We start from the raw sequence: 24,184 nt of genomic DNA, 5'->3' as shown, positions 1-24,184 counted from the left end.
GTGCGAGGCGAGGCCGGGCGCGACTGCGCTTGCCACGGCCGAAGCAGTTGGTCACGTTGAAGTTAGCCGCGGGCCGTGGGGCTCGCCAAGCGATGCACGACCCTTCCCCCGAGTTTCTGCGATGCGCGTGATCGAAGTCGAAGAGGAACGCAACGGAACTGCCTGGCTCTGGTGGATGGTCGCCGGGACGGCACTGGGCGTGGGCGCGGGCATCCTGCTCTCGGAGAAGTTCAGCGGGCGGCGCACGGGGGCGCGCTCGCTGCTGCGGCGCGCGCGGACGATGGCGAAGACGGCGGCGGCGCAGTGGGGGCCTCTGGTCGACCTCGCGTTGGAGCTGCGCGAGGCCTGGGCCGAAGGGCGCGAGGAGGCGGAGTTGGAGCTTCCGGCCGCGGCGTATGACGATGCGGATGAGTACGACGAGGACTACGAGGAAGAGGAGCTGGAGGACGACGAGGACCTCGACGATGATGACGACGAGGACGAGGACTTGGACGACCTCGACGACGAGGATTCGGACGACGAGGACGAAGAAGAAGACCTTGATGACGAGGACTTCGAGGACGAGGAGGAAGACGACGACCTCGACGACGACGATGACCTCGATGCGGACGCCGACGACGATGCGGACGAGGACGAGGAACCCGTCTCCGAGATCGGCAGCCGCGTGCTCGAGGCGTTCGTGAACGACCCCGTACTTGTCGAGCGCGACGTGGAGATCGAGGCCGACGAGAACGGCGCGGTGCTGCTCCACGGCGCCGTGCGGGCGTCGAAGGAGATCCCCCACGCCGTGACCATCGCCAAGGGCGTGCCCGGCGTGACCAGCGTGCGGCAGCGGCTCAAGGTCAGTCGGAAGTAGCCCGGCTCAACGCCCGCGGTCCAAGCGATCGAGGAACGACCGGGGCGCGAGCACATCGATGCCACGCCATCCTGTGACCCTGAGTAGGTGTTTGTCACCTGACACGATGACCTCCGCGCGCGCCGCCAGTGCCGCCGCAAGAAACTTGTCATCGTCGGAGTCATCGCAAACGGATTCCGCGAGCGGCGGTGCGTCAACGAGAATCGAAGTAGCCGCCAACAAGGCGAGCACCGGTTCAAACGTGCCCGTCAGTCTCGGATAGCGCCCTTCCAACTCGGCGCCGACGCGGCGGTACTCGTCCAGGATCTCGGGTGACAGGACAAGCGCGAACCGCCGCGTAACGAGCGCATCAAGCACGCGTCCGGGGACGCCGCCGAAGAAGACGGCCGACACCAGCACGTTGGTGTCGACCAGCGCCCTCACCGCGACCGGCGGCTGCGCACCACGGCATCCGCCACATCACGCCGCGTGAGTCCGGCCGCCTTCGCGGCGGATCGGGCCCGAGCCAGCAGCGGCGCGAGCCCCTCGAGCGCCGGGGGCTCCAGGACCTTGAAGATGACGACGTCCTTCTCGGCGACCACGACAAAGCGCGCGCCGGCGCGCAGCCCGAGGCGTTCGCGAATCTCCTCGGGAATGACGACCTGCCCTTTGGACGAGAGAGTGGTGGTGGCGGCGCTCATGGGCTCCTCGGTGCAATCTTACTGGTAAGATAATGTTCCTGCCGCGCGGTAGCAAGCAGGGGGTCCGTCCCCTTGCCACACCCGGCACCGAGACCGGCGGTCAGCTACGGCGAGGCACCAGCGTCCGGACAACGGCACGCGGTAGTCCACCGGTTGCCCATCCGGCTAACTTCTATAGATGGCCGAGACGACCACCCCGCCCGCTGATTTCCCCACGCACTTCGACTTCGCCAGCGCCGAGCCCAGCCTCGCCAAGGCCTGGGAGGACGCTGGGCTGTTCACTGCCGACCCCGACCGCACCACGCGCTTGGGCGGCGACCGCGATCCCTTCACAATCCTCATCCCGCCGCCGAACGTGACGGCGGTGCTGCACGTCGGGCACGGACTCAACAACACCGTGCAGGACGTGCTCGTGCGTTGGCGCCGCATGGCCGGCGACGAGACGCTCTGGCTCCCGGGCACGGACCACGCCGGCATCGCCACGCAGAACGTGGTCGAGAAGCTGATCGCCAAGGAAGGCAAGACGCGCTTCGACTTGGGCCGCGAGGCCTTCGTGAAGCGCACGGAGCAGTTCGTCGAGGAGACCGGCGGCGTCATCCTCAAGCAGCTGCGCGCCATCGGCGCGTCGGCGGATTGGACGCGCACTGCCTACACCTTCAGCCCCGAGCTCTCGCGCGCCGTGCGCGAGGCCTTCGTGCGGCTGCACGAGCGTGGGCTGGTGTACCGCGGCCATCGCGTCATCCACTGGTGCCCGCGCTGCCTGACCTCACTCTCGGACGAGGAAGCCGAGTTCCACGACAGCGAGGGCGCGCTGCATCACGTGCGCTATGCCTTCGCGGACGACCCGTCGAACGGCATCACCATCGCGACCACGCGGCCGGAGACGATCCTCGCCGACGTCGCCATCGCCGTCCATCCGGAGGACGAGCGCTACGCCGGGTTCGTGGGCAAGCAGGTGCTGCTGCCCATCACCGGGATCAAGATGCCGGTGATCGCCGACGGCTACGTGGAGAAGGACTTCGGCACCGGCGCGCTCAAGATCACGCCGGCGCACGACGCCAACGACTTCGAGGTCGGCAAGCGCCACGGCTTGGCGATGCCGGTGGTGATCGACGCCAACGGCAAGATGGCCGAGGTCACGGACGCGGCTGGCCGCGTGCCCGCCGACCTGCAGGGCGTGGACCGCTTCGAGGCGCGTAAGAAGATCGTCAAGCTGCTCGAGGCCTCGGGCGCGCTCATCAAGATCGAGAAGCACGCGAACTCCATCCGCCGCTGCTATCGCTGCGACACGGTCGTGGAGCCGCGGCTCTCCGACCAGTGGTTCGTGCGCATGGAGCCGCTGGCCGCGCCGGCGCTGGCCGCCGTCAAGAACGGCACCACGCGCATCCTGCCCGAGAAGTGGGAGAAGGTCTACATCAACTGGCTCGAGGGCATTCGCGACTGGAACATCTCGCGGCAGCTCTGGTGGGGACACCGCGTGCCGGTGTTCACCTGCGCCAATGGCCACGCCGTGGCCTACCGCGAGGATCCCACCGAGTGCAGGAGCTGCGGCAATGCGACGCTGACGCAGGACCCCGACGTCTTCGACACTTGGTTCTCGTCCTGGCTCTGGCCCATCAGCACACTGGGCTGGCCCGACGAAGGCACGAAGGATCTCAAGGCGTTCTTCCCCAGCGACGTGCTCGTCACCGCGCCCGAGATCCTGTTCTTCTGGGTCGCGCGCATGATGATGTCGTCCTACGCGTTCATGGACCGGCCCGCGTTCCACACCGTGTACCTGCACGGCACCGTGCGCGACATGCAGCATCGCAAGATGTCCAAGTCGCTGGGCAACGGGATCGATCCGCTGGACGTGGTCGAGCGCTACGGCGCCGACGCGCTGCGCTGGACGGTGATCCAGGGCATGGGCCTTGGCGTGGACGTGATGCTCGACCCCACGGACCTCGACAAGTCCTTCGCACCCGGCCGCAACTTCGCGACCAAGCTCTGGAACATCGGCCGTTTCCTGCTGCTGCAGGTGGGCGATGAACCGCTGTCCGCGATGCCCGCCGATTCCGCGCTGCGACTCGAGGATCGCTGGATCCTTGGCCGTCTCGATGCAGCGATCGCCGAGTGCGATGCCGCACTTGGGCCGGCGCGTCCCGCCACCGACGGCGGCAAGTGGCCTGAACAACAGCGCCAGCTCGGCATGCGGCTCGACGCCTACGCCGAAGCCGCGCGACGCTTCGTGTGGAACGAACTCGCCGACTGGTACGTGGAGGCCGTGAAGCCGCGGCTCGCCACGCCGGGCCCGGACCGCGAGGTGGCGCGTCGGGTACTCGTGCACGTGTTTGACCAGGGCCTGCGACTGCTGCATCCGATCATGCCGTTCGTCACCGAGACGCTGTGGCAGCGACTGCCGGGGCAGACGGCGGGTGCGTTCCTCGCGGTGGCGCCGTGGCCGACGACGCGCGCGACTGCTGGTGCAGCAACGCGCGCTGGTGTCGATGCCGCCGCCGACAGCGGCGCCGCATTCGACACCGTGCGCGAAGCCATCGACGCCATCCGCACCCTGCGCGCCGAGTACGGCGTGCAGCCTGGCGCACCGATCCGCGCCTTCGCTGCCGACACGCCGGCCACCGCGCCGCTGCGGGACGCTGCCGCCCTCATCCAGCGACTCGCGCGCTGCGAACTCACGCTCGGCGCCACGCCCGAGGGCGCCGCCGCGCACGCCGTGTTGCCGAGTGGCATTGAACTCTCCTTGCCGCTCGAAGGCATGGTGGACCTCGCCAAGGAACGCGCACGACTCGGCACGGAACTCGCCGGGCTCACCAAGCAGCTCGATGCCCTGCGCGGGCGGCTCTCCAACGAGAAGTTCACCGCCAAGGCGCCGCCCGCCGTGGTCGAAGCTGAGCGTGCAAAGGAGCGCGAGTGGGCGCTGCGCGCCGAGCAGTTGGCGCAGAAGGTGAAGGAGCTCGGCGGCTAGATGAAGCGCGGCTGGCACGCTACGTATCTCCTGCTCGCGCTCGCCGCCTGCGCCTCCCCCGGGATGCCGCCGGGCGGCCCGCCCGACAGCGACGTGCCCGTCATCCGGCGCATCACGCCCGACTCGAACGCGACGAACGTCAGCGCCGACGAGGTGCTGATCTTCTTCGATGAAGTCATCTCCGAGCGTCCCGGCGGCGCCGGTGCGGCCGCCGCGGGCAGCATCGCGGACCTTTCCGCCATCGTGACCATCTCGCCCAGCGACGGCCGCGACCGCGTGACCTGGCGGCGCACGGCGATCGAGCTCAAGCCACGACGCGGCTTCCGAGCGAACACGGCGTATCGCGTGACGATCCTGCCCGGCGTCGTGGACCTGCGCGGCAACGTGCTCGGCGAGCGGACCGAGTTTGTGTTTTCGACGGGCCCCGACATCCCGACGGGTGAGGTGCGCGGCGCGGTGTTCGACTTCGCCGAAGGCCGCGCCGCACCGCTGGCGCGCGTGGAGGTGTTCCCGCCGAGCGACTCCACGTTCCGTTGGACGGCGCGCGCGGACAGTACGGGTCGCTTCGTCGTGCGCGATCTCGGGCCGGGCACCTATCGCGTCCGTGCGTGGATCGATGCGAATGGCGATCGTGCGGTCGGCAGGAACGAAGCGGTGGATACGACGACGGTCACGCTGGAGACCACGGCCAGCGCGGATCTCTACGCCTTCGTGCGCGACACGATGGCCCCGCAGCTCGAGCGTGTGACGGTGCAGGACTCCACGGTGCTCTTGCTGCGCTTCAATCGCGCCGTCGCGGGCGATTGGGCGGCGGGCGCCGCGGTGCAGTTGCTGCGTGCGGACTCCAGTGTCGTCACGCTCGGCGGCGTGCCGATGCCGGCGACGCGCTTTGATTCGCTCGCGCGTGCGGCGGCGCCGGCGGATACGGCTGCCGCGGACACGACCGCTGCAGCGCCAGCCAACGCGCAAGCGGCTGCGCCCGGCCAGGCCGCAGCGGCGGCGGCCGACAGCGCGGCAACGACGGTCCGCGCTCCAACGTTCGCGCGCATCCGCCCCTCGCAGGAGTGGAAGGTCCGCCTCGCCGCACCACTTGAGCCTGGCGACTATCGCCTGAAGGTCAGTGGCGCACCGGGACTGAACGGCTTGGCCTGGCCCTCGGATCGCAGCTTCAAGATCGACGCGCCGAAGCCAGCGGAGCCGAGCGAGACCCCGCCCGAAACACCACCCGCCCAACCGTGACCGCCCTGCGCGCCCTCCCCGCCGTCGGCAGCACCCTCGACCGCCCGAGCGTGCGCGCCCTCTGCGACAAGTGGCCGCGTACGCTGGTCACCGAAGGCATCCGCACCCTCATCGCCGCCGCACGCAACGGCGCCGCCGTCCCGCAATCCGACGACGACTGGCGCCGCGCGCTCGAACAGTGGCTCGCCGCGCGCACCGCCTCCACGCTGCGCCCCGCCATCAACGCCACGGGCGTCATCCTCCACACCAACCTCGGCCGCGCGCCGCTCGCACAGGCCGCACTCGACGCCATCGCCAGCATCGCCGCGGGCGCGGCGACGGTCGAGTACGACGTCGCCGCCGGCGCACGCGGCTCGCGCCACGTGCATTGCGCCGCGTTGCTCTGCGAGCTCACCGGCGCCGAAGACGCCATCGTCGTCAACAACTGCGCGGCGGGGCTCGTGCTCGCGCTGCAGGCCCTGGCCGCGGGTCGCGAGACGCTCGTAAGCCGCGGCGAGTTGATCGAGATCGGCGGCAGCTTCCGCGTGCCGGAGATCATGGCCGCCAGCGGCACGACTCTCGTCGAAGTCGGCACCACCAACCGCACGCACGTCGCGGACTATCGCCGCGCGCTGGCGCCGAGCGTGGCCGCCATCGTGAAGGTGCACCGCAGCAACTTCACGGTCGATGGCTTCGTCGCGGAGGCGACGGTGCCAGAACTGGTGCCCATCGCCGCCGAAGCGGGCATCCCGCTCATCCACGACTTCGGCAGCGGCTTGATGCTCGACCTCGCGCCGCACGGACTCGGCGGCGAGCCCACGGCCGCCGACGCCCTGCGCGATGGTGCCAGCCTCGTCATCATGAGCGGCGACAAGCTGCTCGGCGGCCCGCAGGCCGGCATCGTGCTCGGCAAGCGCGACGCGATCGCGAAGCTGCGGCAACATCCGATGGCGCGCGCGCTGCGCGTGGACAAGCTCACGCTCGCGGCGCTCGAAGCCACGCTCGCGCTGTACCGCGAGCCGGCGAAGGCCCTGCGCGAGATCCCGACACTGGCGATGCTCACCGCGCCCGTGAACGAGATCGAACAGCGCGCGGTCGCGATTGCCGCCGAGCTGCGTGGCGACAACATCAGCGGAACACGCGAGCACTCGCTGCTCGGGCCGGATTGGAACTTGAAGGTGGAGCGCACGGAATCCACGGTGGGCGGCGGCGCCTTCCCGACGGCGCGGATTCCTTCCGTGGCGATCACCGTCAGTGGCGATGTCAGCGCGCTGGAGCAACGGCTGCGCAACCACGCCGTGCCGGTCATCGCCGTCACACGCGAGGGGCGCCTGTGGCTGGACCTGCGCAGCGTGCCGGCGCAGCAGGACGCGCTGCTCACGGAGCGGCTGCGCGAGGCGATCGTCGGGTGATGCACCGCCTTCGCCAAGTGATGCGGGCCGGTTGGGAGCCCCTCAAGGCCGCGACGCGCGTATGAGCACCGGCCGCCCCGCCGCCTTCCTCGACCGCGACGGCACCATCATCGTCGACGCGGATTTCCCGAACGATCCCGACGCCGTCACCCTGATCCCCGGCGCCACCGCCGCGATGCGCCGCCTCGCCGACGCCGGCTACGCACTCATCGCCGTCACCAACCAGTCCGGCATCGCCCGCGGCCTCGTGACCACCGCGCAATACGAAGCCGTGCGCGCGCGACTCGACGCCTTGCTCGCCGCCGAAGGCGTCACGCTCACCGACTCGTATTACTGCCCACACCACCCCGACTTCACGGGCCCCTGCGAGTGCCGCAAGCCGGGGACCCTGCTCTACCGCCAAGCCGCCGAGCGCTACGGACTCGATACCAAGCAGTCGCTCTTCGTCGGCGACCGTTGGCGCGATGTCGGCCCGGGCCTCGAGCTCGGCGGCACCGCCGTGCTGGTCCCGAGCAGTTCCACGCCAAGCGCCGACCGCGAGCGCGCCGAGCGCGAGGCGCGCGTGCTGCCCACGCTTGATGCCGCCGTGTCGCTCGTCCTCGGGCCGCAGGGCGGCTAAGTTTCGTAGGTGACGACCACGCCCGCGCGCCTCGCCGTGCTTGCGTCCGGCGGCGGCAGCAACCTGCAAGCCATCTACGACGACCTCGAGGACCGCGGCGCGAACGCTGCGGCCAAGCTCGCCCTCGTCGTGTCGGACCGCGCCGCGGCGGGTGCGCTGGACCGCGCGCGCGGCTGGAAAGTCCCCGCGGTGCATCTCGCCAAGGACCGCAACGACTCGCTCGGCGCACTGCTCGCGGAGCACGACATCACGCACGTCGCGCTCGCCGGCTACCTGCGGCTCATCCCCACCGAGGTCGTGCGCGTTTTTCACGGCCGGATGATCAACGTGCACCCCGCGCTGCTGCCCGCCTTTGGCGGCCCCGGGATGTACGGCGCCAAGGTGCACACGGCCGTGCTCAAGTCCGGCGCCCGCGTGAGTGGTCCGACGGTACATTTTGTCAGCGAGCAGTACGACGAAGGCGCCATCATCGCGCAGTGGCCCGTGCCGGTGCGCAGCGATGACACGCCCGAGTCGCTCGCCGCCCGCGTGCTCGCCGTCGAGCACCGCATCTTCCCCTGGTGCCTGCACGCCGTCGCCAACGGACAGATCACACTCGGCGCCGACGGCCGCACGAAGGGCGCGCCGGCGTACGACTTCAATGTGTTTGCCCCCGAACCACGACAGCGCCATCCGTTCGCCGGGTGACGCGCAGCGAACTGACTATGCCCATCGCCCTGCTTTCCGTCTCCGACAAGTCCGGCCTCGTGGACTTCGCCCGCGGCCTCGTGGACCACGGCTACACGCTGCTCTCCACCGGCGGCACGGCGAAGGTGCTGCGCGAGGCCAAGCTCAAGGTCACTGACGTCAGCGAGGCCACACAGTTCCCCGAGATGCTCGACGGCCGCGTGAAGACGCTGCACCCCGTGGTGCACGGTGGCCTGCTCGCCCGCCGAGACCTGCCGGCGCATATGGCGGCCATCGCCGAGCACGGCATCGCGCCGATCGACCTCGTTTGCGTGAACCTGTATCCCTTCCGCGAGACTGCCGCGAAGAAGGGCCTGGAGCCGGCCGAGGTGATCGAACAGATCGACATCGGCGGTCCATCGATGCTGCGCTCGGCGGCGAAGAACTTCGCGGCCGTCACGGTGGTGGTGGATCCCGCCGACTACGGCCGCGTGCTCGAGGCGATGCAGAACGGCGGCGACGCCACCGAGCTGCGCCGCGACCTCGCCGAGAAGGTGTACGCGCACACGGCGGCGTATGACGCCGCGATCAGTGGATGGTTCGCCAGCCAGCGCGGCGAGAAGTTCCCCGAGCGGATGGCGATGGCCTTCGAACGCGTGCAGACCCTGCGCTACGGCGAGAACCCCGGCCAGGCCGCCGCGTTCTATGTCGAGAAGGCTGGCGGCGGACTCGGCGCCCTCAAGCAGCACGGCGGCAAGGAACTCTCGTTCAACAACCTGCTGGACCTCGAAGGCGCGATGCTGGCCATCGACCCCTTCGGCGACGAAACCGCCTGCGCGATCATCAAGCACACCACGCCCTGCGGCCTCGCCACGGGCAAGTCCGCGCTCGACGCCTACCAGAAGGCGCTGGCCTGCGACCCCGTCTCGGCCTTCGGCAGCGTGATCGCCTTCTCGGTGCCGGTGGACGAAGCCGCGGCCCAGGCCGTGGCCTCGTTGTTCGTGGAATGCATCGTCGCGCCCTCGTACTCACCGGAGGCCCTCGCCGCCCTCGGCGCCAAGAAGAACCTCCGCGTCCTCGAGGGCAGCGCACGGGTGACCGGCACCGCGCTCGACGTGAAGGGCGTGCGCGGCGGCGTCCTCGTGCAGGAACGCGCCCCCTCCAACCTCGGCGACGCCGGCTGGAAGGTCGTCACCAAGCGCCAGCCCACGGCCGCGGAGTGGAAGGATCTGCTCTTTGCCTGGCGCGCCGTGGCCAGCGTGAAGTCCAACGCGATCGTGCTCGCCCGCGACGGCGCGACGATTGGCATCGGCGCCGGCCAGATGTCCCGCGTGGACGCCGCGTTTCTGGCCGTCCACAAGGCCAAGTCCGCCAACCACAAGACCGACGGCGCGGCCCTAGGCTCCGACGCCTTCTTCCCCTTCCGCGACGGCGTGGACCAAGCCGCCCAGGCAGGGGTACGCGCCATCGTCCAGCCGGGCGGTTCGGTGAGGGACGACGAGGTCATCGCCGCGGCGGATGAGCACGGAATGGCGATGGTCTTTACCGGCCTTCGGACCTTCAGACACTAGGCTGAACGGCAGTGGTAAGTAGTAAGTTGTAAGTCATAAGTGATGAGTTCCTCACCTCTTACAACTCACCACTTACAACTTACGACTGCAGTTGAAGCTTCTTCCGCATCCACACCCCCGCATCAACGCGAATGTCAGCAGAGCTCGACTACCGCCCCAGCTACTACGCCGCCGCCATCGCCGCAGGCGCGACCTTCCTCCTCTACCTGCTCACCCTCTCCCCCGAGACGGCGATGTGGGACACGAGCGAGTACATCGCCGCCGCGTACACGATGGGCCTCCCGCATCCGCCGGGGAATCCGTTCTTCGTGCTGATCGGCCGCGTGTTCTCGATCCTGCCGATCGCGCCCAATGTGGCCATGCGCATCAACCTGCTGGCCGCCATCTCCAGCGCCGTCGCGGCCGGGATGTGGTTCCTCATCACGGAGCGGGTGCTGGTCGGCTGGTTCGAGAAGCGCTGGCAGCGCATCATGGGCGGCACGCTGGCCGTGTTGATTGGCGCCACCGCGTTCACGGTGTGGTCCAACTCCGTGGTGAACGAGAAGGTCTACACGGTTTCGCTGGTTGGCATGGCGATCTGCTCCTGGCTCATCGTGCGCTGGTGCGACGAGCCCAATGGCCCCAAGGCCGACCGCCTGCTGGTGCTGGTCTGCTTCCTCTGCGGCCTCGGCTACGCGAACCACATGGCCGGCTTCCTCGTGCTGCCGGCGGCCGCTCTTGCCGTGGTGCTGCGCAAGCCCACGACCTTCCTGCGTTGGCGGTTGATTCTGGCCGGCGTCGGCGCGCTGCTCCTGGGCATGACGCCCTTCGCCACGCAGCCCATCCGCGCGGCGCACAATCCGCCCATCAACGAGGGCGACCCCACCGCCTGCCGCGACGGCATCGCGGTCTCCTGCACGTTCTCCGCGGAGACCTACGAAGCCTTCATGTACAACTTCAACCGCGGCCAGTACGGCAAGCCCGACGTCACGGAACGGATGGCACCCTTCCCCGCGCAGGTCGGGATGTGGTGGCTGTACTTCAAGTGGCAGTGGTGGCGCGACCATCAGGGCCTGCAGCCAGGCATCCAGGGCGGTTTGGCCGCCATCTTCCTGCTGCTCGGCATCCTCGGCGGCTGGGTGCATTACCGACGCGACCCTCGAAGTTTCGCGTTTTTCGGCCCGCTGATGCTCACGCTGACGCTGGGGCTGATCTACTACCTCAACTTCAAGTACGGCTCCTCGCAGGACCCGCAGCTCGGCCAGACCGTCGAGCGCGAGGTGCGAGACCGCGACTACTTCTATCTCTGGAGCTTCTCCGCCTGGTCCGTGTGGGCCGCGCTGGGCCTCGTGTACCTGTGGGAGACGCTGGCTGTGCTGGTCGGCCGCGAGCGCGTGACCGTCGGCAGCGAGACCTACGACCTGCCCACGAACAAGGGTTGGATAGCCGCCTCACCCGTGCTGCTGCTCGCCATCCTGCCGATGATCGGCAACTGGGACGCCGCCTCGCGCAGCGGCCAGACCGACTCGGCCGACTTCGCGGTGGATATGCTCAACTCGGTGGAGCCCTACGGCATCCTCGTGACCGTGGGCGACAACGACACCTTCCCGTTGTGGTACGCGCAGGAGGTGCTGGGGGTGCGTCGCGACGTGACCGTCGCCAACACCTCGCTGCTCAACACGGATTGGTATACGCGGCAGCTGCTCAAGCGGCCGATCGAGGAGTACGACCGCGAGAAGGGCCCCGCCGTCTGGCGCGACCAGGAGTGGCCGAAGCCAGAGCATCCCGTGCTCAAGATGACGATCGACCAGGCTGATGCCCTGCCGATCTATCAGGAGGTCTACACGCCGCAGGTCTTCACCAAGGGCGAGCTGCGCGCGACCATCCAACCGAGACTGCTGACGCGCGCCGATATCGTCGTGCTACGGATGATCCTCGACAATGATCGCCGTGCCGTGCACCTGAGCCGCACCGCCGGCAACCTCGGCGGCGAGCTGGGCCTGCGGCCCTACCTCGTCACGCAGGGGCACGTGCAGAAGGTGAATCCGGGGCCCGTCCAGGCCGGTGGCGACATCGTGCAGGTCCCGGGCGAGGGCTTCGTGAACGCCAAGCGCTCGTTGGCGCTGTGGGACGAGTTCAAGGCGCCGGCGTCGCTGATTCGTCGCGGCGACTGGATCGACCGGCCCTCGCAGGGCATTCCGTTCCTGATCTTCAATACCGGGCTCGTGACCAGCGAGGCGGCGTCGCGCTATGGGCAGGAGGCGAAGGCGAATGAGATCCTGCGGATCTCGCGCGATGTGGCGCTGGCGTCGGAGTTTGGCGACGTGTTGCCGGAGGTGCCGGTGATTCCGTCGACGGCGCCGGCGGTGCCGGGGGATACGCGGCAGGGGGTGCCGGTGCCGATCAGGCAGTAGCGACTTCGGAAGCGAATGCAGCCGCGTGAGGCGGAGCGGCTGCATTTGCGCTGGTTGAGGGCCACGGGGGCCGCCGAGAGTACGATGCGAGGGCGCGCCAGGTCCCTCCGGCCATTCTTGGCTTGGTGCGCTGAGGCGGGAATCTGTGACTGCCGCGAGCTGAGTCACGAGCGACTTGCAGCGTATCAACTCTGGCTCGGGGCTCCGGTAGCGGCCCCGTCTCCCAGTTCCCTCACCCTCCGGGCACGTCTCACCGCAGTTCGAGCGCTCACGCGGTGGGCCGTTCAGTCCGGGCTGTTGGAGGCCGACCCTTCCGCCACCCTCTCCCTGCCCCGCGCGCCGCGGCGCCTTCCAGCTGCCGTGCTCACGCGCGACGAGGCTGAACGCGTCCTGTCCGCGGTCGATACCTCGTCTCCGGCCGGGGTTCGAGACCGGGCCATCCTTGAGATGCTATACAGCTGTGGGCTCCGACGCGCCGAGCTGCTCGGGCTGGATGTCGGCGACGTCGACTTCGGGCGTGGCACGGTCTACGTGCGGCGCGGCAAGGGAGGAAAGGCGCGATACGTCCCACTAGGTCGCCGCGCGGCCGCCTGGCTGGCAAGCTATCTGGACTCCGCACGAAGGAGTCTTGTCCGAGACCCGCGAGAGCGCGCGCTCTTCCTCGGAGCCCGAGGCCGCCGGGTGACGAGGTCCCGCCTTACCGAGCGGCTGCGTGGCTATCTGGTGGCGGCGGGCATTGGGAAGCCTGGGAGCTGCCACATCTGGCGGCATACGATGGCGACCCTAATGCACGACCGAGGTGCGGACATTCGTGTGCTGCAGGAGTTGCTTGGGCACGCGCATCTGTCGACGACGGCGATCTACACGCACGTGTCTGTGGAGAGGGTGCGGGAGGTGCATCGGCGGACGCATCCAGCGGAGGCTGCGGACAACGTGTAGGTCGACAGCATGCAGCTCCCTTGAGCAAGCCAGTGTGCTCTCGATGTTCCTATTCCGGCTCCTTGCTCGCGTCAATAGCCGCCAGCTCGACCGCAGTAGCCAGCAAATCCCGTCCATCGGCCAGCGGGGGAGTTCCGTGGTGACCGGCCTGAGCGACCACCCGCTTCACCACGCTCGCCAGCTGCTGTATTCGTTCCCCGCGATCCGACGCCAGGAACACGTCGATATCCATCGCAACGTGAGCCTCGACCTCCCGAGTGCGGGATCGGTACTTGTAGGACTCTTGTATCTTGGTGTCGGCCGCGAGCAGCATCGGAACGATCGACCACTTCACGACGCCACCACCGATTTCAAGCCGGCCGAGGTGATGGTTGAGTGCGCGCTCGAACGCGTTGCGGACGGGCCGAAACGCGTCGTACGCGGCAGCGGAGACCTCGCCTCCAATCCAAACCTTCATCAGTCGTGGTCCGTCTTGTTGAGGGCTGGGCGAGACCCTGTGCGCTCCGTGTGGCTCTGAATCTGCTCGGTTTCCCACTCGCGCATCTCTTTCTTGGTCCCGGTGGCCTCAACTACAAAGTCAACGTTGTGCTTCTCAAGATATCTCTTCGAGTATCGCCGCTCGCCCTGGGTCGTTTCGCCGTACTTCACGACCTCTCCCGTATCTCGGTCTCGGAGCGAATAGCGAACGGCAGGCTTGGACGAGTTCAGATTGTTTGCGTGCAGTCCATCGGACACCCACTCACGGACAGCCGCTGCGTGCTGGGCCAACATGGACGCTCCTGCCTCGGCTACCGCACCGAGCACTGCCCCTGTCGTTGCCACCACGGCCGCTGGGATCGTGACGCTGACCGCCGTTCCTACCTTCCCCATCGCGGCGAGGCAGACTGGCCGTGTAGTCGGTGTCAGGCACAGCCCAAACGGATCCGAGAAGTTGACCGGATCCCCACCAACGTACCCATACTGGTTGACCCCACCCGCCAGCCCGATCGGGTCGCGCTGCGTGGCGGGGCCTGACGGCCGATTGTCCCAGTTGAGCGTCCGAGTGCTAGCTACAACTTGGCGGCCACGGGCGCCCAATGCCCTTGTTCGCTCGACAATCGTCCGACGATCGGGAAGGTCGATCCGAACTCAGTCTGCGGCAGCCGTGTCCGCCATTGGCGCCTTCGCTAGCCGCTTCATCAACCACACCGTATGTACCTCCTTCGAAAGGAGTGACTCCGAGAGTTCTCGGAACCACGTGCGGCCGGGGGGAGACGACAGAAGCCTGCGAATTGTGCCTCGCATCGCAGTGACGTCCTCGCCATCTGGCAGATGCAGAGACGTAGCTCCAGCGACATGAGAGGCGAGTTCCTCGCGAATGACGGTTAGAGCGCGTTCTGACTGAGGTCCTAAGAGACGAATCGCCGCACCCCACCACAGCCCGGCAAGCTGATAGGTAAGGTGATGCATGAAATCGGCGGAGTTCGCCGAGACACCGAGACGCGCGCGAGCCACATACAGCGCGGCTGCCGAACGACCGTGTTTGGCATCGCCATCAGGCCCAATCCGAAGCTGGACTTCTCCGCACGGGCGGCCGGGCAGGACCGCTCCTAGCCTACGTGCTGACAGCTCCACTTGCGCGATCGTAGATAGCCGCTGCTCGGCAGATACCGTCCCCCAGTCGGCTCCAACGAACTGCGCGTGAAGGGAGCCGTCTCCGATCTCCCTTCGCTCGAAGCGTTCGCCACGAGAAATCGACGCGTCGTACATCTGTGACCCCTGCCCGCTCTGCACGCCAATCATGGAAACGATCGGGCCGGGAGCGAGTGGCCCGAGTTCGGTGGTCGCCATCGGAGCAGGTCGGAGCCGCGAGCGCAGGACTTCCGGGAAATCAAATGGATATCGCAGTGGATAGCGCTCATCCAACCAGTCAAACGCAAGATCGACAACCTCCACACTTCTCGTCGATCTAAGCCGAAGCGAGACAAGCGGGCCGGGACTCGAAATCTCCTGCACTTTGCCCGCATGGCTGAGGCTGCGCCACTGAAGCCAATCAGCCCATGCAGGCCGTAACCAGACAACGGACTGCCAGCGCGACGGCGCCTCGACGAACAGGCGAAGCACGACGCGACGGGGGCTTCCATCCTCCGGTATCTGGAGAATCTGATGGCGCACGGTTGCGGCGCGCGAGAGCGGAACTGCCGCCAACTTTGCGGAGATCAGGGACAGGATCGGATTCACACAGCCTTACGGAGTAGAGGGAGGAGCAGACTCAAAGTCCGGAGGAGTACCCGTCTGATGATCAATGCGACAATCGAGAGTCGAACATCCCGCTTCACTGTAATTGATCAAGATACCGGCGACGACCCCGAGCGCCGTGCCAAGAATGCGACCCAGAAGACCCCTGCCCGCGCTGGTTGCCCCCCGCGACGCGCCAGAAGACCCACCGTCAGGACCACCTGCCTTGGGGGAGGCGGACGGCGTGCCCGGCTGGCGCTGCTTTGCGGGAGTCTTCGGTCCATCCGGCTCCGACGGATTGTCTGTTTGGACCTGTTCGATCTGTGGCCGGGGAGTTCCATCTGGACTCGGGTGGGCGGTGGCGCCGTGTGATGCCATCCACGTCGCGACCGCCGCGACGACGTTCCGAACCCACCTGGGAAACCCCCATAGCCCAAACGGATCCGAGAAGTTGACTGGATCCCCGCCCACATACCCGTACTGGTTGACCCCACCCGCCAGCCCGATTGGGTCGCGCTGCGTGGCGGGGCCTGGTCAAGAATGAGTGGACACCTGCTTTCCGCAGCCTGGGCGGCAGGTTCGGCGAGTGTGGCTACATCCGCGGGTTGAAGCGAACAGGGAGCAATATCCCTCCAGATGAGTCGACCACCGCGACGAATCTGATTAGCCCTCCATCGCACGGGACAATCGGCCCCTCCTTCCAGTCGACAACAAGCGGGCCGCGGCCTGAGCCCTCAAAGTAGAAATGCTTTGACATCAACGCGACGTTGACGCCGTTCACCAGAATCGCCGACTGATTGCGAAACTTCACCCCGAGCAGCTGAGCCTTGTAGTCCCCTGGAAGCAGCCCGGAGCCAGCTAGAGCGTCACTGAGATCGGGGTGAATCGCTACGAGTACCCGTGCCACATCCTGCTCCCCAACTTCCCAACGAGCTTCCATCGAGTCGACCGGCGCGTTCCAGCAACGTTGGAGGTAGCGCTCCTTCCAACGCTGCGACTCTACACGCCAGTTCATCACGGCGTCCGCGATCGAACCTGCTGATTCTGGCATCTGGCTGTCGGCCTCGCCAGGACGCGCGAGGTGGCCGCAAGCAGAAGCGTACGCGACCGCCAGCGCGGAGAGCAGCCACCGCCTATCGACAGCGAGTCGGAGTCTCATTGTGATTGCTTCGAGGTGGGCAGCCAAAAACAACGCGAGCAACGTTCTCCCAGCTGACGGCTCCCCCGTCAGAGTAGTGATCGATACCGGAGACTTCCCCGAACGCTCCGCCCGCTTCATGACCGAGGGTGGTTAGGGTGCCGGCCAAGGGATACCCGCGGTTGGTGGCGACGTTGATGTTACAGATTAGGCCATTGCAGTACTGTTCTCCTCCACCGGTCCTGCCGAGCTTTTCGGAGTCGTTCCAACGCGAGAACTGCACGACATATGTTGTCACTGAGTCGTCCTTCATCGCCTGGAGCATGTCGCCCAGCTTTCTTCCTGCTGCAGCCACCGTGGAGTCCTTCGAGTTTGCTGCGCGGCGCGCCTCCCACTGGAGCCGCTCGAAGTAGCGCTGCGCCATCGGCCCGACATAAGTGACTTTCAACCCGAAAGGGTCATTGTAGCTAACGGGGTCTGCACTGGCGTATCCATACTGATTGACCCCACCCGCCAGCCCGATCGGGTCGCGCTGCGTGGCGGGGCCTGTCCCTAGGCAAAGCTGTCCGAACCGGGGCCATCAAAGGTCAGGATGCGGCGACCTACGGGCGAACTGCTGCGTTTCCCTCAAGGCGAACCAGCGAGTCACCTTGCAGGGCCAAGGTGTCAAGCGGAAGATCGCAGTCAGTCCCGTGTCCGACAGTCGATTCAGGCGAGATAGTCTCTCTGGCCAATCGCAGCTGCCGGCCGTCAGCTAGTGCAGGCGCGAGACGACTCCAGCAGGAGGCGCCCCACTCCGTCTCGTTCCGCAACCGATAGCCGCTAGGAATTCGGACGCGCTCGTACATCCTCTCCCGAGTCGACCGCATCAGGTGTGGTACCACGCCGCCTTCGTCTTGACCGAGGAAGAGCACATCCGACATACCATCCGAGTTCAGGTCTGCGGCGAGAGCGACGCCTTCGTATCCGTCCACGACCGACGGGTCTCGGAGAACGAGCCTCCAACTTGCCGAATCTCGCAAGAAACCTGTGATCCATAGGCGCGACCTGCCCAGCCCATCTAGTTCGCTTGTCTGCGCCACCAGGTCCTCGATGCCGTCACAATCCAAGTCGATTCGCTCCAACGACAGCACGGTAGTTTGTGCTAACGAGAGCTGGCTAGGATCGTCAGGCTGCGGCTCCGTGTTGCGAGTGCGCAGCCAAAGTGGTGCTCGTTGCTCGGTCGAGCAACTAAACGAGTCAGCACGTGCTTGCTCGGCATCTTTCGAGGGTGAGCACCCCGCAAGAAGAGCGGCTGACAAAGCGGCTGTGATGACGGCGAACGCCTCTGACGCGAAGTGCGTGGGCGAACGTAGCAAGGTCAGAAGACGAATCATTGGGGCACCTCCGGGTCTACATCCTGACCGTTCACTTGTCGCCGCGCATGCAGGTGAGGTCGTCGCCCGGAGACCGCGGGGTCGGCGTTTCCAGAAGTCCCACTGCTTCCAATCTTCTGTCCTCCTGTGACCCGTTGGCCAACAACCACATCCACTGAACTCAGATGCCAGTACGAGGTTGTCTCGCTCCCGTCGGCATCCGACTTGATCGTGACGCGCAAGCCAGCGGCGTTGCCGTCTTCTTCCCCAACCGCTCTCGTCACGACACCGTCAAACATGGCGAATACGTCGCTCCCGGGTGCTGCCTCGAGGTCAACACCTTGGTGCTGATACTTTGATCCGTCCTCACGCGTGCGCTGGACGAACCCACTTCCGCGGGTGCTCTCCGATCCGACGAGCCGAGCAAGCTTGAGCGTCCCAGAGAGGGGCGGACAGGGGACTCGGTTCCCACTGGAATCCTTGCAGTCAAGCCCAAACGGATCCGAGAAGTTGACCGGATCCCCACCGACATACCCATACTGGTTGACCCCACCCGCCAGCCCGATCGGGTCGCGCTGCGTGGCGGGGCACAGCTAACGCACTCGATGCCTCACCCTGAAGACGCTATCAGCACCTCCAAATAGAGTCTCCATGCCCCACAGGGAGTCACAGCCAACCTTCCCGTGAAACTCTCGGCGCGAACCGCCGGTGCCCTCGGCGAAGCGAACACTTGAGTCACCGCTCTCCACGGCCAACAAGTCTAGTGGACGGGGGCCGGCGAGTTCTCCACGGGCGAGCCGAAGGTATCCCGACCACTTGCCGTCGGCTTCTTGCCACAGGGCCAGGAGCGAACCAGACACGTCGCCCGTCTCGGGCGAACGGCTCAGATCCGCGAACCGGAATGTATCGGGGACACCGTCGGCGCCGTCGCAACGGGGAAATCGCGCCGTCGACGCAGGCCGGGGTGAGCAAGCTGCAGCTGCTACAAGCAGCGCTAGGAAGATCCGCTCAACGCTCGTCATTGGGCTGCGTGCTGAGGTGGACATGATCCATGTGGTCCTTCTGTAGCTTCACGCGCTTCGGGGAGCCGTCTTGGTAGTTGGACTTCGGCTTGCCGGTGCCATCGGCCTTGAACAGCCCGGCGGGGCCGAAGTTCTCGCGGACGTCGGCGTGTGCGTTCGCGGCCTTCTGCACCGCCTCGATCTGCTTTGCGGCAAGGGGATTCATTCGTGATCCATCTCCCACGTCCAGTCCGCCGATCTTCGAGATGTCGACCGCGTTGCCGGTGCCGTGGTGTGGGCCATCTCCCGGCCGCAGTCCGCTGGACAGCACGAGGTCATAGCCCGCTGCGTCGGCCACTTCCTGGACGACCCGCATGGTCTTGGCCGACACGTTCGGGTTCGGCGCTGGACTCTCTGAGGTCGACCACGTGACGGTACAGGGGCGGCGGACGCCATCAGGGCCAACGCAGTCGAGCCCGAACGGATCCGAGAAGTTGACCGGATCCCCACCCACATACCCGTACTGATTGACCCCACCCGCCAGCCCGATCGGGTCGCGCTGCGTGGCGGGGCCTGCGCCGCGAGACAGTCGCTCCCCTTGTTCGCAGCGTCATTCGACCTCGGATTGAGCCGCACCGGCGACAGCCGACGATTGCCCCGCTCGTTCGAGGCAATCCAGAGCGGCACGGCAAGTGCTCGGTCAGCTATTCGCGACGACGCGGGGGTCTGCCTGCCGCCTCGTTCCGAACCGCAGTCATTGCCTCTACTTGGCCCGCAGCCGCGCGCAGCCGTTCAAGAACGTCACGTTGCATCACCATCTCACTGCGAATCGCAGGGTTGCTTCCGAGGTCACGCTGATCGTCGGCCGTGAGGAGCCCCGGAGAGCGATCTTGCTGAAGGCGGCGGTCAACCGCGTCCGTCACACCGCGAGCCGCCCAAACAGCATGCGATGGGTCTGGGTCCGCTGCCTGACTTAGTGCGTGGAGCGCCGCTTCGACCGCCTCCTGAGCTCCAAGCGTCCGCTCGGCACCATCGCTGGAATCGTCGGGTGCGACAAGACTCGCCAATCGGGCCAGCTGTTCTTGGACTTCCGCAAGTGTGGCTGATCGTCCGACCACCGATTCCCATGCCAACTCGACTGACCGAGACGCTTCGCGAGAGACCGTTTCTGGTGTCAAGTCAGGTGTCATTGCCATCACCCGGTCAGCACAGATTACGGCGAATCCAACACGCACCGATCGGTCAGCCCCCGCGAGGAGACGTAGTAGCGCCTGCTCGTGATCGCGAGTCTCCATTTCGTTTCAGTCCCCTATGGCCACACTGCAGTGGTAGGGCTGGTCACCTGTCCACCACTCGCAGTCACCGCTGCCTGGCAGTTGCTGCACATCGGTCGTGACACGGCGAGCGCGTCTGGCTTGAACCCAGCCCGGAAGGCCGCTTGGAGGGCGGTCTGCTCCGCGTGGACGCCCGGTGCGGCGGCGGTCTGAAGGCCCCGAGAGGCCGCCGCCCCACGCTGTGCAGGGGTCAAGTCGCGAGCTCCACCCGCCGCAATTCGCCCTCCATTCGTTTCGAGAACCGCCGTCGTCCTCATCGACTGTGCCACTGGATCAAGTGCACCGTGCACCTCGGAGACGTCGTCCGCAAGTGAAGCCGCTTGGGCCGCCCGGCGCGAGGCAGCGGCCTGGCGCAACATACCCAAGCCGCGGCCGATCGCACCCATTGCCGCTCCCACGACGACCCCGATGGCGGCCTTCGCATCGAGGCACTTGCCATTGACCTCAACCTCTCCAGCCTTCTCGCCACACAGCCCAAACGGATCCGAGAAGTTGACCGGATCCCCGCCCACGTACCCATACTGGTTGACCCCACCCGCCAGCCCGATCGGGTCGCGCTGCGTGGCGGGGCCTAGGAGCGCCGCCCAAAGAGGCCTCGTAGAGTATCAGTCCCAGATGGAAACGGCTGTGACTCACGGTTCGGCCTTCGGTTCTTTAGCCTCATGGCCAACCCGGGTGCAACGGCCAACCCACCTGCCCGAAAAGGTGCTGCATCAGGTGTCGAATCGGCGCCCCCCAGCCAATCAGATTCTCGTCGACGCCGGTGATCACTTCGGCCCGCAGTGCCGTTCTCCCACCCCAGGCCTCCTCGAGCTGATCTATGACCTCGGCTTCCGCCCCGATGAGTGCGAATCCCTCGGGCGAGCAAAGGGCAGCCCATCTCGACGACGCGGCCACAACGGCCGTGTCGATGTGACCCAGAACGGTAGAGAACGAGATCCGCTCTAGGTCGGACAGGTCTCCGATCTCGAGAGAAGGCTGATCCTCAAACTCGGAGCGGCAGCCGAATACATAGGCGACGGTGGACTGGCCCGACTGCGCTGCAGCGCCAAGGACGAGGCGCGTTCTCTCGTCCAGCTGAAGCCCGACCGGCAGAACGGCAAAGTGCCATCCCGCTGGCCGGAACGACCGTCGGTCAATCGCAGACCCGTCAAGGATTTCGGATACTTTGCCGGAATTGGGGATTGGCATAGCGTGGGGGGCCGTGTGATCAGCGGTCAAGGACGATCATGGCGAATCTTCGTCGTTTTCTTGCCAGGACGGTTCACCTGCACTGTCGGGCCGCCGGTGCTCTTTGACGTCGGGCGCGCAGAGGCCGTGCCACCATCCGGCAAGTTGACGTAGCGCGTCTCCCCATCCCGCGACGTCCGTACCTCCTCTCCGAGGCGATCCGCAAGTGCATCGAGCTCGTCGTTTGCGCTGAGTCCTTCGCCAGTACGATCGACGTTTCGAACTCTGCTGCCTTCTGAGACTTCGCCTTCACCATCCAGCCCCGCAACCGCGTCGTCCGTGCGCTGACTGGCCTCCTCGTTCGCGCTTTGGGCCGCCTTGAAGATTCTGCCGACGAACCTTGCCACTCCCCAAGCGCGAGAACCTACGCTGACCAACGTTGTAAGGCACGCTACCGGGTTGGCAGCGCAAGCTGCGAGGGGCCACAGCCCAAACGGATCCGAGAAGTTGACCGGGTCCCCACCCACATACCCATACTGATTGACTCCACCCGCCAGCCCGATCGGGTCGCGCTGCGTGGCGGGGCACGGTCAATCTCTCGAATACTGCCCAATTGGGACCTGCCCACAGCGTCCGCGCTGCCCGCCGCGGCCCGTCTACTCTACCTGAAATCGCGGTCCGGCTCGAACGACAAAAGATCCCACATTTGGGGTCTCAAGCGTCCACTGGTCCTCATTCTCGGGCACCTGGGCATCCGCAAGTACGATCAGCTTCGTCGACTGGCCGATTCGAAGCCACACGGTGCCATCTGCGAGCACTCCTGCCTCCTCAATCGACTGTCCGCTGAGTCGTCCAATGTTGAGCTGCTCCAGCTGAAGCGGCGGACGAGTCAGGGCTGCATTTGACTCATTGGTGTCCTCAACTCTCACGGGAGCTGCCCAGATCGTGAGCACCCATTCTCCACGCGCGCGCCTTCTCGGCCCATCTCTCATCAATTGCTTCCCGATGTGCAAGCTGCCACTATCGGCATAGCCCCCGCGCCATTCAAGAACCCGCTGTCCGGCCATCGTCGCTACCGCGCGTACGAGACCCTCGTGGGGCGAGTCGTGCCGCTCAGGGCCTTCGAGTCGTGACATCTGTTACTCGGGTTGGTTGAAGTACTCGCGCACCTTGTTGACCAGCTCGCGCCACGTGAAGTCACCCCGCTCGTTCTTGGTCCCGGTGTCGCCGTCCGCCTTGCACTCCTCGAGGTAGTCACCGACGCATCGTCGGTTCTCGGCGGTGTTCGCTGCGGCACCCATCACCTCAGTGATCGCCTGTCCAATCGCAGCTGACTCGCCCTTCGAGAGGAGCACGAGCGCATCGACCGCGCTGCCGACGTAAGCCCCAACCGCAGCCCCCTTGAGCGCTCCCGCAGCCGATAACACCGGAACCGCCACCACGGCTCCGGGGCCAGCCACGAGTCCGGTTCCTCCTCCGGTCGTTCCGCCGACGAGGGCCCCAATCGCAGCGCCTACCGCCGCGAAGGTACCGGGAGGACACTTGTCCGCTGGCACCGGACACAGCCCAAACGGATCAGAGAAGTTGACCGGATCCCCACCGACATAGCCATACTGATTGACCCCACCCGCCAGCCCGATCGGGTCGCGCTGCGTGGCGGGGCCCAGCTACGCCAGCAGCCGCCACCCGTTGCGCGCTCGTCGCGCGGCGCCTTTGACCTCTCTCTCAGTTACACTCGAACCTACAACCCATGGCGGAGCTCGAGAACCGTGCCGGCAGATCTCGATAGGCGCACGGTCGCAGTTCCGCCGACGTGATCCGGCGGGAGGGTACCGCGGATGACCCAGTCGCCGCCATCGCGCGTCACGCGCAGCGGACGCTGCGCCTCGAGGATGCTGGAACCATAGATGGAGGCGATGTAAACCGCGCCGATCGCGGCGGCCGTCGCGGAATCGCGGACGATTCCGCTGTCAGGTACGAAGAGCCGTCGCCCGTCCCGCTCGACCGTCGAACCCGGGACGTCGGCAAACCGAGCCGGTTCTGGCGCGCACGCGCTTGCCGTGGCAACGAGCAGGGCGGCGCCTGCAACAAGAAGTCTGCGCATGGTGGCTACTCTCCTGGACTGAGCTCTCGATTCACGGGCGGATCGTCTTCTCGGAGCCCTTCGCCTTCTTGTCAGGATCCGGGTCCTTCCGCTTGATCTTTCCCGAAGGCGTCTTCACGTACACCGGCTTCTCCGTCTTGTCCGCGAGCTCGCCATCCCCATCCGAGAACTCCTCGGGCTCCGTGTCAGGTCGCGGGTCGGGGTGGGTGTGATACGCTCCCTCGTATCCCTCTGTCCCGGTCTTGATGCCGCAGCGTATTGCATCGCCTGGCCGAGACGGAGTATAGCGATAGCCGTCGTCCGCCCGAACGATCTCTCCGCAGCGCTCGCGCCAGCCACCGGTCGGGACTGCATCGAGCGCCTTGGTCGCGGCCTCGTCGCGACTCTTGCACGCTGGAGTGGTCCGCCCCAGCAGCCGATTCAACAGGCCTTCCTTGGTCGGGCACAATCCGAACGGATCCGAGAAGTTGACTGGATCTCCGCCCACGTACCCGTACTGATTGACCCCACCCGCCAGCCCGATCGGGTCGCGCTGCGTGGCGGGGC

General features: G+C 66.6%; 25 protein-coding genes. 9 read left to right on the top strand and 16 right to left on the bottom strand.

The features are described from left to right. Window positions 1–121: 121 nt before the first annotated feature. Window positions 122–856 (top strand): BON domain-containing protein, encoded by a 735-nt coding sequence (locus KF709_12795; protein MBX3175286.1) that lies wholly within the window; start codon window positions 122–124, stop codon window positions 854–856. Window positions 857–862: 6 nt separating this feature from the next. Here the strand turns inward: KF709_12795 and KF709_12790 are convergent, their stop codons facing one another. Next, the gene (locus KF709_12790; GenBank protein MBX3175285.1) at window positions 863–1,279 is read right to left on the bottom strand and encodes a putative toxin-antitoxin system toxin component, PIN family; all 417 of its coding nucleotides are present in this window, start codon (window positions 1,277–1,279) and stop codon (window positions 863–865) included. After that, on the bottom strand, window positions 1,276–1,536 hold the full coding sequence (locus KF709_12785) for an AbrB/MazE/SpoVT family DNA-binding domain-containing protein (GenBank protein ID MBX3175284.1): 261 nt from the start codon (window positions 1,534–1,536) through the stop codon (window positions 1,276–1,278). Before KF709_12785 ends, KF709_12790 begins: the two co-directional genes overlap by 4 nt. Window positions 1,537–1,714: 178 nt before the next feature. Between KF709_12785 and KF709_12780 the strand changes: the two genes are divergently transcribed. From KF709_12780 to KF709_12745, 8 genes are all read left to right on the top strand, one after another. Further along, a complete protein-coding gene (locus KF709_12780) occupies window positions 1,715–4,501 on the top strand; it encodes a valine--tRNA ligase (GenBank protein MBX3175283.1) in 2,787 nt (928 codons plus the stop codon). Further along, window positions 4,502–5,740 carry an Ig-like domain-containing protein gene (locus tag KF709_12775; protein MBX3175282.1) on the top strand — a complete coding sequence of 413 codons (1,239 nt, stop codon included), beginning with the start codon at window positions 4,502–4,504 and terminating at the stop codon, window positions 5,738–5,740. Then, window positions 5,737–7,131, top strand: coding sequence for an L-seryl-tRNA(Sec) selenium transferase (selA, locus tag KF709_12770; GenBank protein ID MBX3175281.1), 1,395 nt, complete (start codon window positions 5,737–5,739; stop codon window positions 7,129–7,131). The genes KF709_12775 and selA overlap by 4 nt, the downstream gene beginning before the upstream one ends. 61 nt (window positions 7,132–7,192) lie before the next feature. After that, window positions 7,193–7,750: an HAD family hydrolase gene (locus tag KF709_12765; protein MBX3175280.1), complete on the top strand. Its 558-nt coding sequence runs from the start codon at window positions 7,193–7,195 to the stop codon at window positions 7,748–7,750. Between the two features lie 9 nt (window positions 7,751–7,759). Next, entirely contained in the window at window positions 7,760–8,437 is a 678-nt protein-coding gene (locus KF709_12760) for a phosphoribosylglycinamide formyltransferase (GenBank protein ID MBX3175279.1), read from the top strand. 17 nt (window positions 8,438–8,454) lie between these two features. Beyond that, on the top strand, window positions 8,455–9,987 hold the full coding sequence (gene purH, locus KF709_12755) for a bifunctional phosphoribosylaminoimidazolecarboxamide formyltransferase/IMP cyclohydrolase (protein MBX3175278.1): 1,533 nt from the start codon (window positions 8,455–8,457) through the stop codon (window positions 9,985–9,987). Window positions 9,988–10,118: 131 nt separating this feature from the next. Next, window positions 10,119–12,380: a DUF2723 domain-containing protein gene (locus tag KF709_12750; GenBank protein MBX3175277.1), complete on the top strand. Its 2,262-nt coding sequence runs from the start codon at window positions 10,119–10,121 to the stop codon at window positions 12,378–12,380. Between the two features lie 84 nt (window positions 12,381–12,464). Then, window positions 12,465–13,319, top strand: a complete 855-nt coding sequence (locus tag KF709_12745; protein ID MBX3175276.1) for a tyrosine-type recombinase/integrase — start codon at window positions 12,465–12,467, stop codon at window positions 13,317–13,319. 49 nt (window positions 13,320–13,368) lie between these two features. Here the strand turns inward: KF709_12745 and KF709_12740 are convergent, their stop codons facing one another. The 14 genes from KF709_12740 to KF709_12675 all read right to left on the bottom strand — a co-directional run bounded on the left by KF709_12740 (window position 13,369) and on the right by KF709_12675 (window position 24,125). Further along, window positions 13,369–13,776: a hypothetical protein gene (locus tag KF709_12740; GenBank protein MBX3175275.1), complete on the bottom strand. Its 408-nt coding sequence runs from the start codon at window positions 13,774–13,776 to the stop codon at window positions 13,369–13,371. Then, on the bottom strand, window positions 13,776–14,396 hold the full coding sequence (locus KF709_12735) for a hypothetical protein (GenBank protein MBX3175274.1): 621 nt from the start codon (window positions 14,394–14,396) through the stop codon (window positions 13,776–13,778). The genes KF709_12740 and KF709_12735 overlap by 1 nt, the downstream gene beginning before the upstream one ends. 51 nt (window positions 14,397–14,447) lie before the next feature. Continuing rightward, complete coding sequence (locus KF709_12730; GenBank protein MBX3175273.1) at window positions 14,448–15,539, bottom strand: hypothetical protein; 1,092 nt, start codon at window positions 15,537–15,539, stop codon at window positions 14,448–14,450. 6 nt (window positions 15,540–15,545) lie between these two features. Further along, entirely contained in the window at window positions 15,546–16,043 is a 498-nt protein-coding gene (locus KF709_12725) for a hypothetical protein (GenBank protein MBX3175272.1), read from the bottom strand. 85 nt (window positions 16,044–16,128) lie between these two features. Continuing rightward, window positions 16,129–16,695 carry a hypothetical protein gene (locus KF709_12720; protein MBX3175271.1) on the bottom strand — a complete coding sequence of 189 codons (567 nt, stop codon included), beginning with the start codon at window positions 16,693–16,695 and terminating at the stop codon, window positions 16,129–16,131. Between the two features lie 1,351 nt (window positions 16,696–18,046). Next, on the bottom strand, window positions 18,047–18,595 hold the full coding sequence (locus tag KF709_12715; protein MBX3175270.1) for a peptidoglycan DD-metalloendopeptidase family protein: 549 nt from the start codon (window positions 18,593–18,595) through the stop codon (window positions 18,047–18,049). Between the two features lie 442 nt (window positions 18,596–19,037). Further along, on the bottom strand, window positions 19,038–19,619 hold the full coding sequence (locus KF709_12710; protein ID MBX3175269.1) for a hypothetical protein: 582 nt from the start codon (window positions 19,617–19,619) through the stop codon (window positions 19,038–19,040). A 115-nt stretch (window positions 19,620–19,734) separates the two neighbouring features. Next, on the bottom strand, window positions 19,735–20,220 hold the full coding sequence (locus KF709_12705) for a DUF416 family protein (protein MBX3175268.1): 486 nt from the start codon (window positions 20,218–20,220) through the stop codon (window positions 19,735–19,737). A 119-nt stretch (window positions 20,221–20,339) separates the two neighbouring features. Then, window positions 20,340–20,912: a hypothetical protein gene (locus tag KF709_12700; GenBank protein MBX3175267.1), complete on the bottom strand. Its 573-nt coding sequence runs from the start codon at window positions 20,910–20,912 to the stop codon at window positions 20,340–20,342. 112 nt (window positions 20,913–21,024) lie between these two features. Beyond that, the gene (locus KF709_12695; GenBank protein ID MBX3175266.1) at window positions 21,025–21,555 is read right to left on the bottom strand and encodes a hypothetical protein; all 531 of its coding nucleotides are present in this window, start codon (window positions 21,553–21,555) and stop codon (window positions 21,025–21,027) included. A 26-nt stretch (window positions 21,556–21,581) separates the two neighbouring features. Beyond that, entirely contained in the window at window positions 21,582–22,097 is a 516-nt protein-coding gene (locus KF709_12690) for a hypothetical protein (GenBank protein ID MBX3175265.1), read from the bottom strand. 576 nt (window positions 22,098–22,673) lie between these two features. Beyond that, on the bottom strand, window positions 22,674–23,201 hold the full coding sequence (locus tag KF709_12685; GenBank protein ID MBX3175264.1) for a hypothetical protein: 528 nt from the start codon (window positions 23,199–23,201) through the stop codon (window positions 22,674–22,676). 74 nt (window positions 23,202–23,275) lie between these two features. Continuing rightward, the gene (locus KF709_12680) at window positions 23,276–23,638 is read right to left on the bottom strand and encodes a hypothetical protein (protein ID MBX3175263.1); all 363 of its coding nucleotides are present in this window, start codon (window positions 23,636–23,638) and stop codon (window positions 23,276–23,278) included. A gap of 31 nt (window positions 23,639–23,669) precedes the next feature. Continuing rightward, window positions 23,670–24,125: a DUF4329 domain-containing protein gene (locus KF709_12675; GenBank protein ID MBX3175262.1), complete on the bottom strand. Its 456-nt coding sequence runs from the start codon at window positions 24,123–24,125 to the stop codon at window positions 23,670–23,672. Window positions 24,126–24,184 lie beyond the last annotated feature (59 nt).

The organism is Gemmatimonadaceae bacterium (assembly GCA_019637445.1).
GTDB lineage: Bacteria > Gemmatimonadota > Gemmatimonadetes > Gemmatimonadales > Gemmatimonadaceae > Pseudogemmatithrix.
Note: the sequence above shows the minus strand (reverse complement) of the source record. Positions and strands in the feature narration are given on the sequence as shown.

Coding starts and splice junctions, on each gene's coding strand:
- KF709_12795 (MBX3175286.1), top strand. CDS start 122: ATGCGCGTGATCGAAGTCGAAGAGGAACGCAACGGAACTGCCTGGCTC.
- KF709_12785 (MBX3175284.1), bottom strand. CDS start 1,536: ATGAGCGCCGCCACCACCACTCTCTCGTCCAAAGGGCAGGTCGTCATT.
- KF709_12780 (MBX3175283.1), top strand. CDS start 1,715: ATGGCCGAGACGACCACCCCGCCCGCTGATTTCCCCACGCACTTCGAC.
- KF709_12775 (MBX3175282.1), top strand. CDS start 4,502: ATGAAGCGCGGCTGGCACGCTACGTATCTCCTGCTCGCGCTCGCCGCC.
- KF709_12765 (MBX3175280.1), top strand. CDS start 7,193: ATGAGCACCGGCCGCCCCGCCGCCTTCCTCGACCGCGACGGCACCATC.
- purH (MBX3175278.1), top strand. CDS start 8,455: ATGCCCATCGCCCTGCTTTCCGTCTCCGACAAGTCCGGCCTCGTGGAC.
- KF709_12750 (MBX3175277.1), top strand. CDS start 10,119: ATGTCAGCAGAGCTCGACTACCGCCCCAGCTACTACGCCGCCGCCATC.
- KF709_12745 (MBX3175276.1), top strand. CDS start 12,465: ATGCGAGGGCGCGCCAGGTCCCTCCGGCCATTCTTGGCTTGGTGCGCT.
- KF709_12740 (MBX3175275.1), bottom strand. CDS start 13,776: ATGAAGGTTTGGATTGGAGGCGAGGTCTCCGCTGCCGCGTACGACGCG.
- KF709_12720 (MBX3175271.1), bottom strand. CDS start 16,695: ATGAGACTCCGACTCGCTGTCGATAGGCGGTGGCTGCTCTCCGCGCTG.
- KF709_12705 (MBX3175268.1), bottom strand. CDS start 20,220: ATGACACCTGACTTGACACCAGAAACGGTCTCTCGCGAAGCGTCTCGG.
- KF709_12695 (MBX3175266.1), bottom strand. CDS start 21,555: ATGCCAATCCCCAATTCCGGCAAAGTATCCGAAATCCTTGACGGGTCT.
- KF709_12680 (MBX3175263.1), bottom strand. CDS start 23,638: ATGCGCAGACTTCTTGTTGCAGGCGCCGCCCTGCTCGTTGCCACGGCA.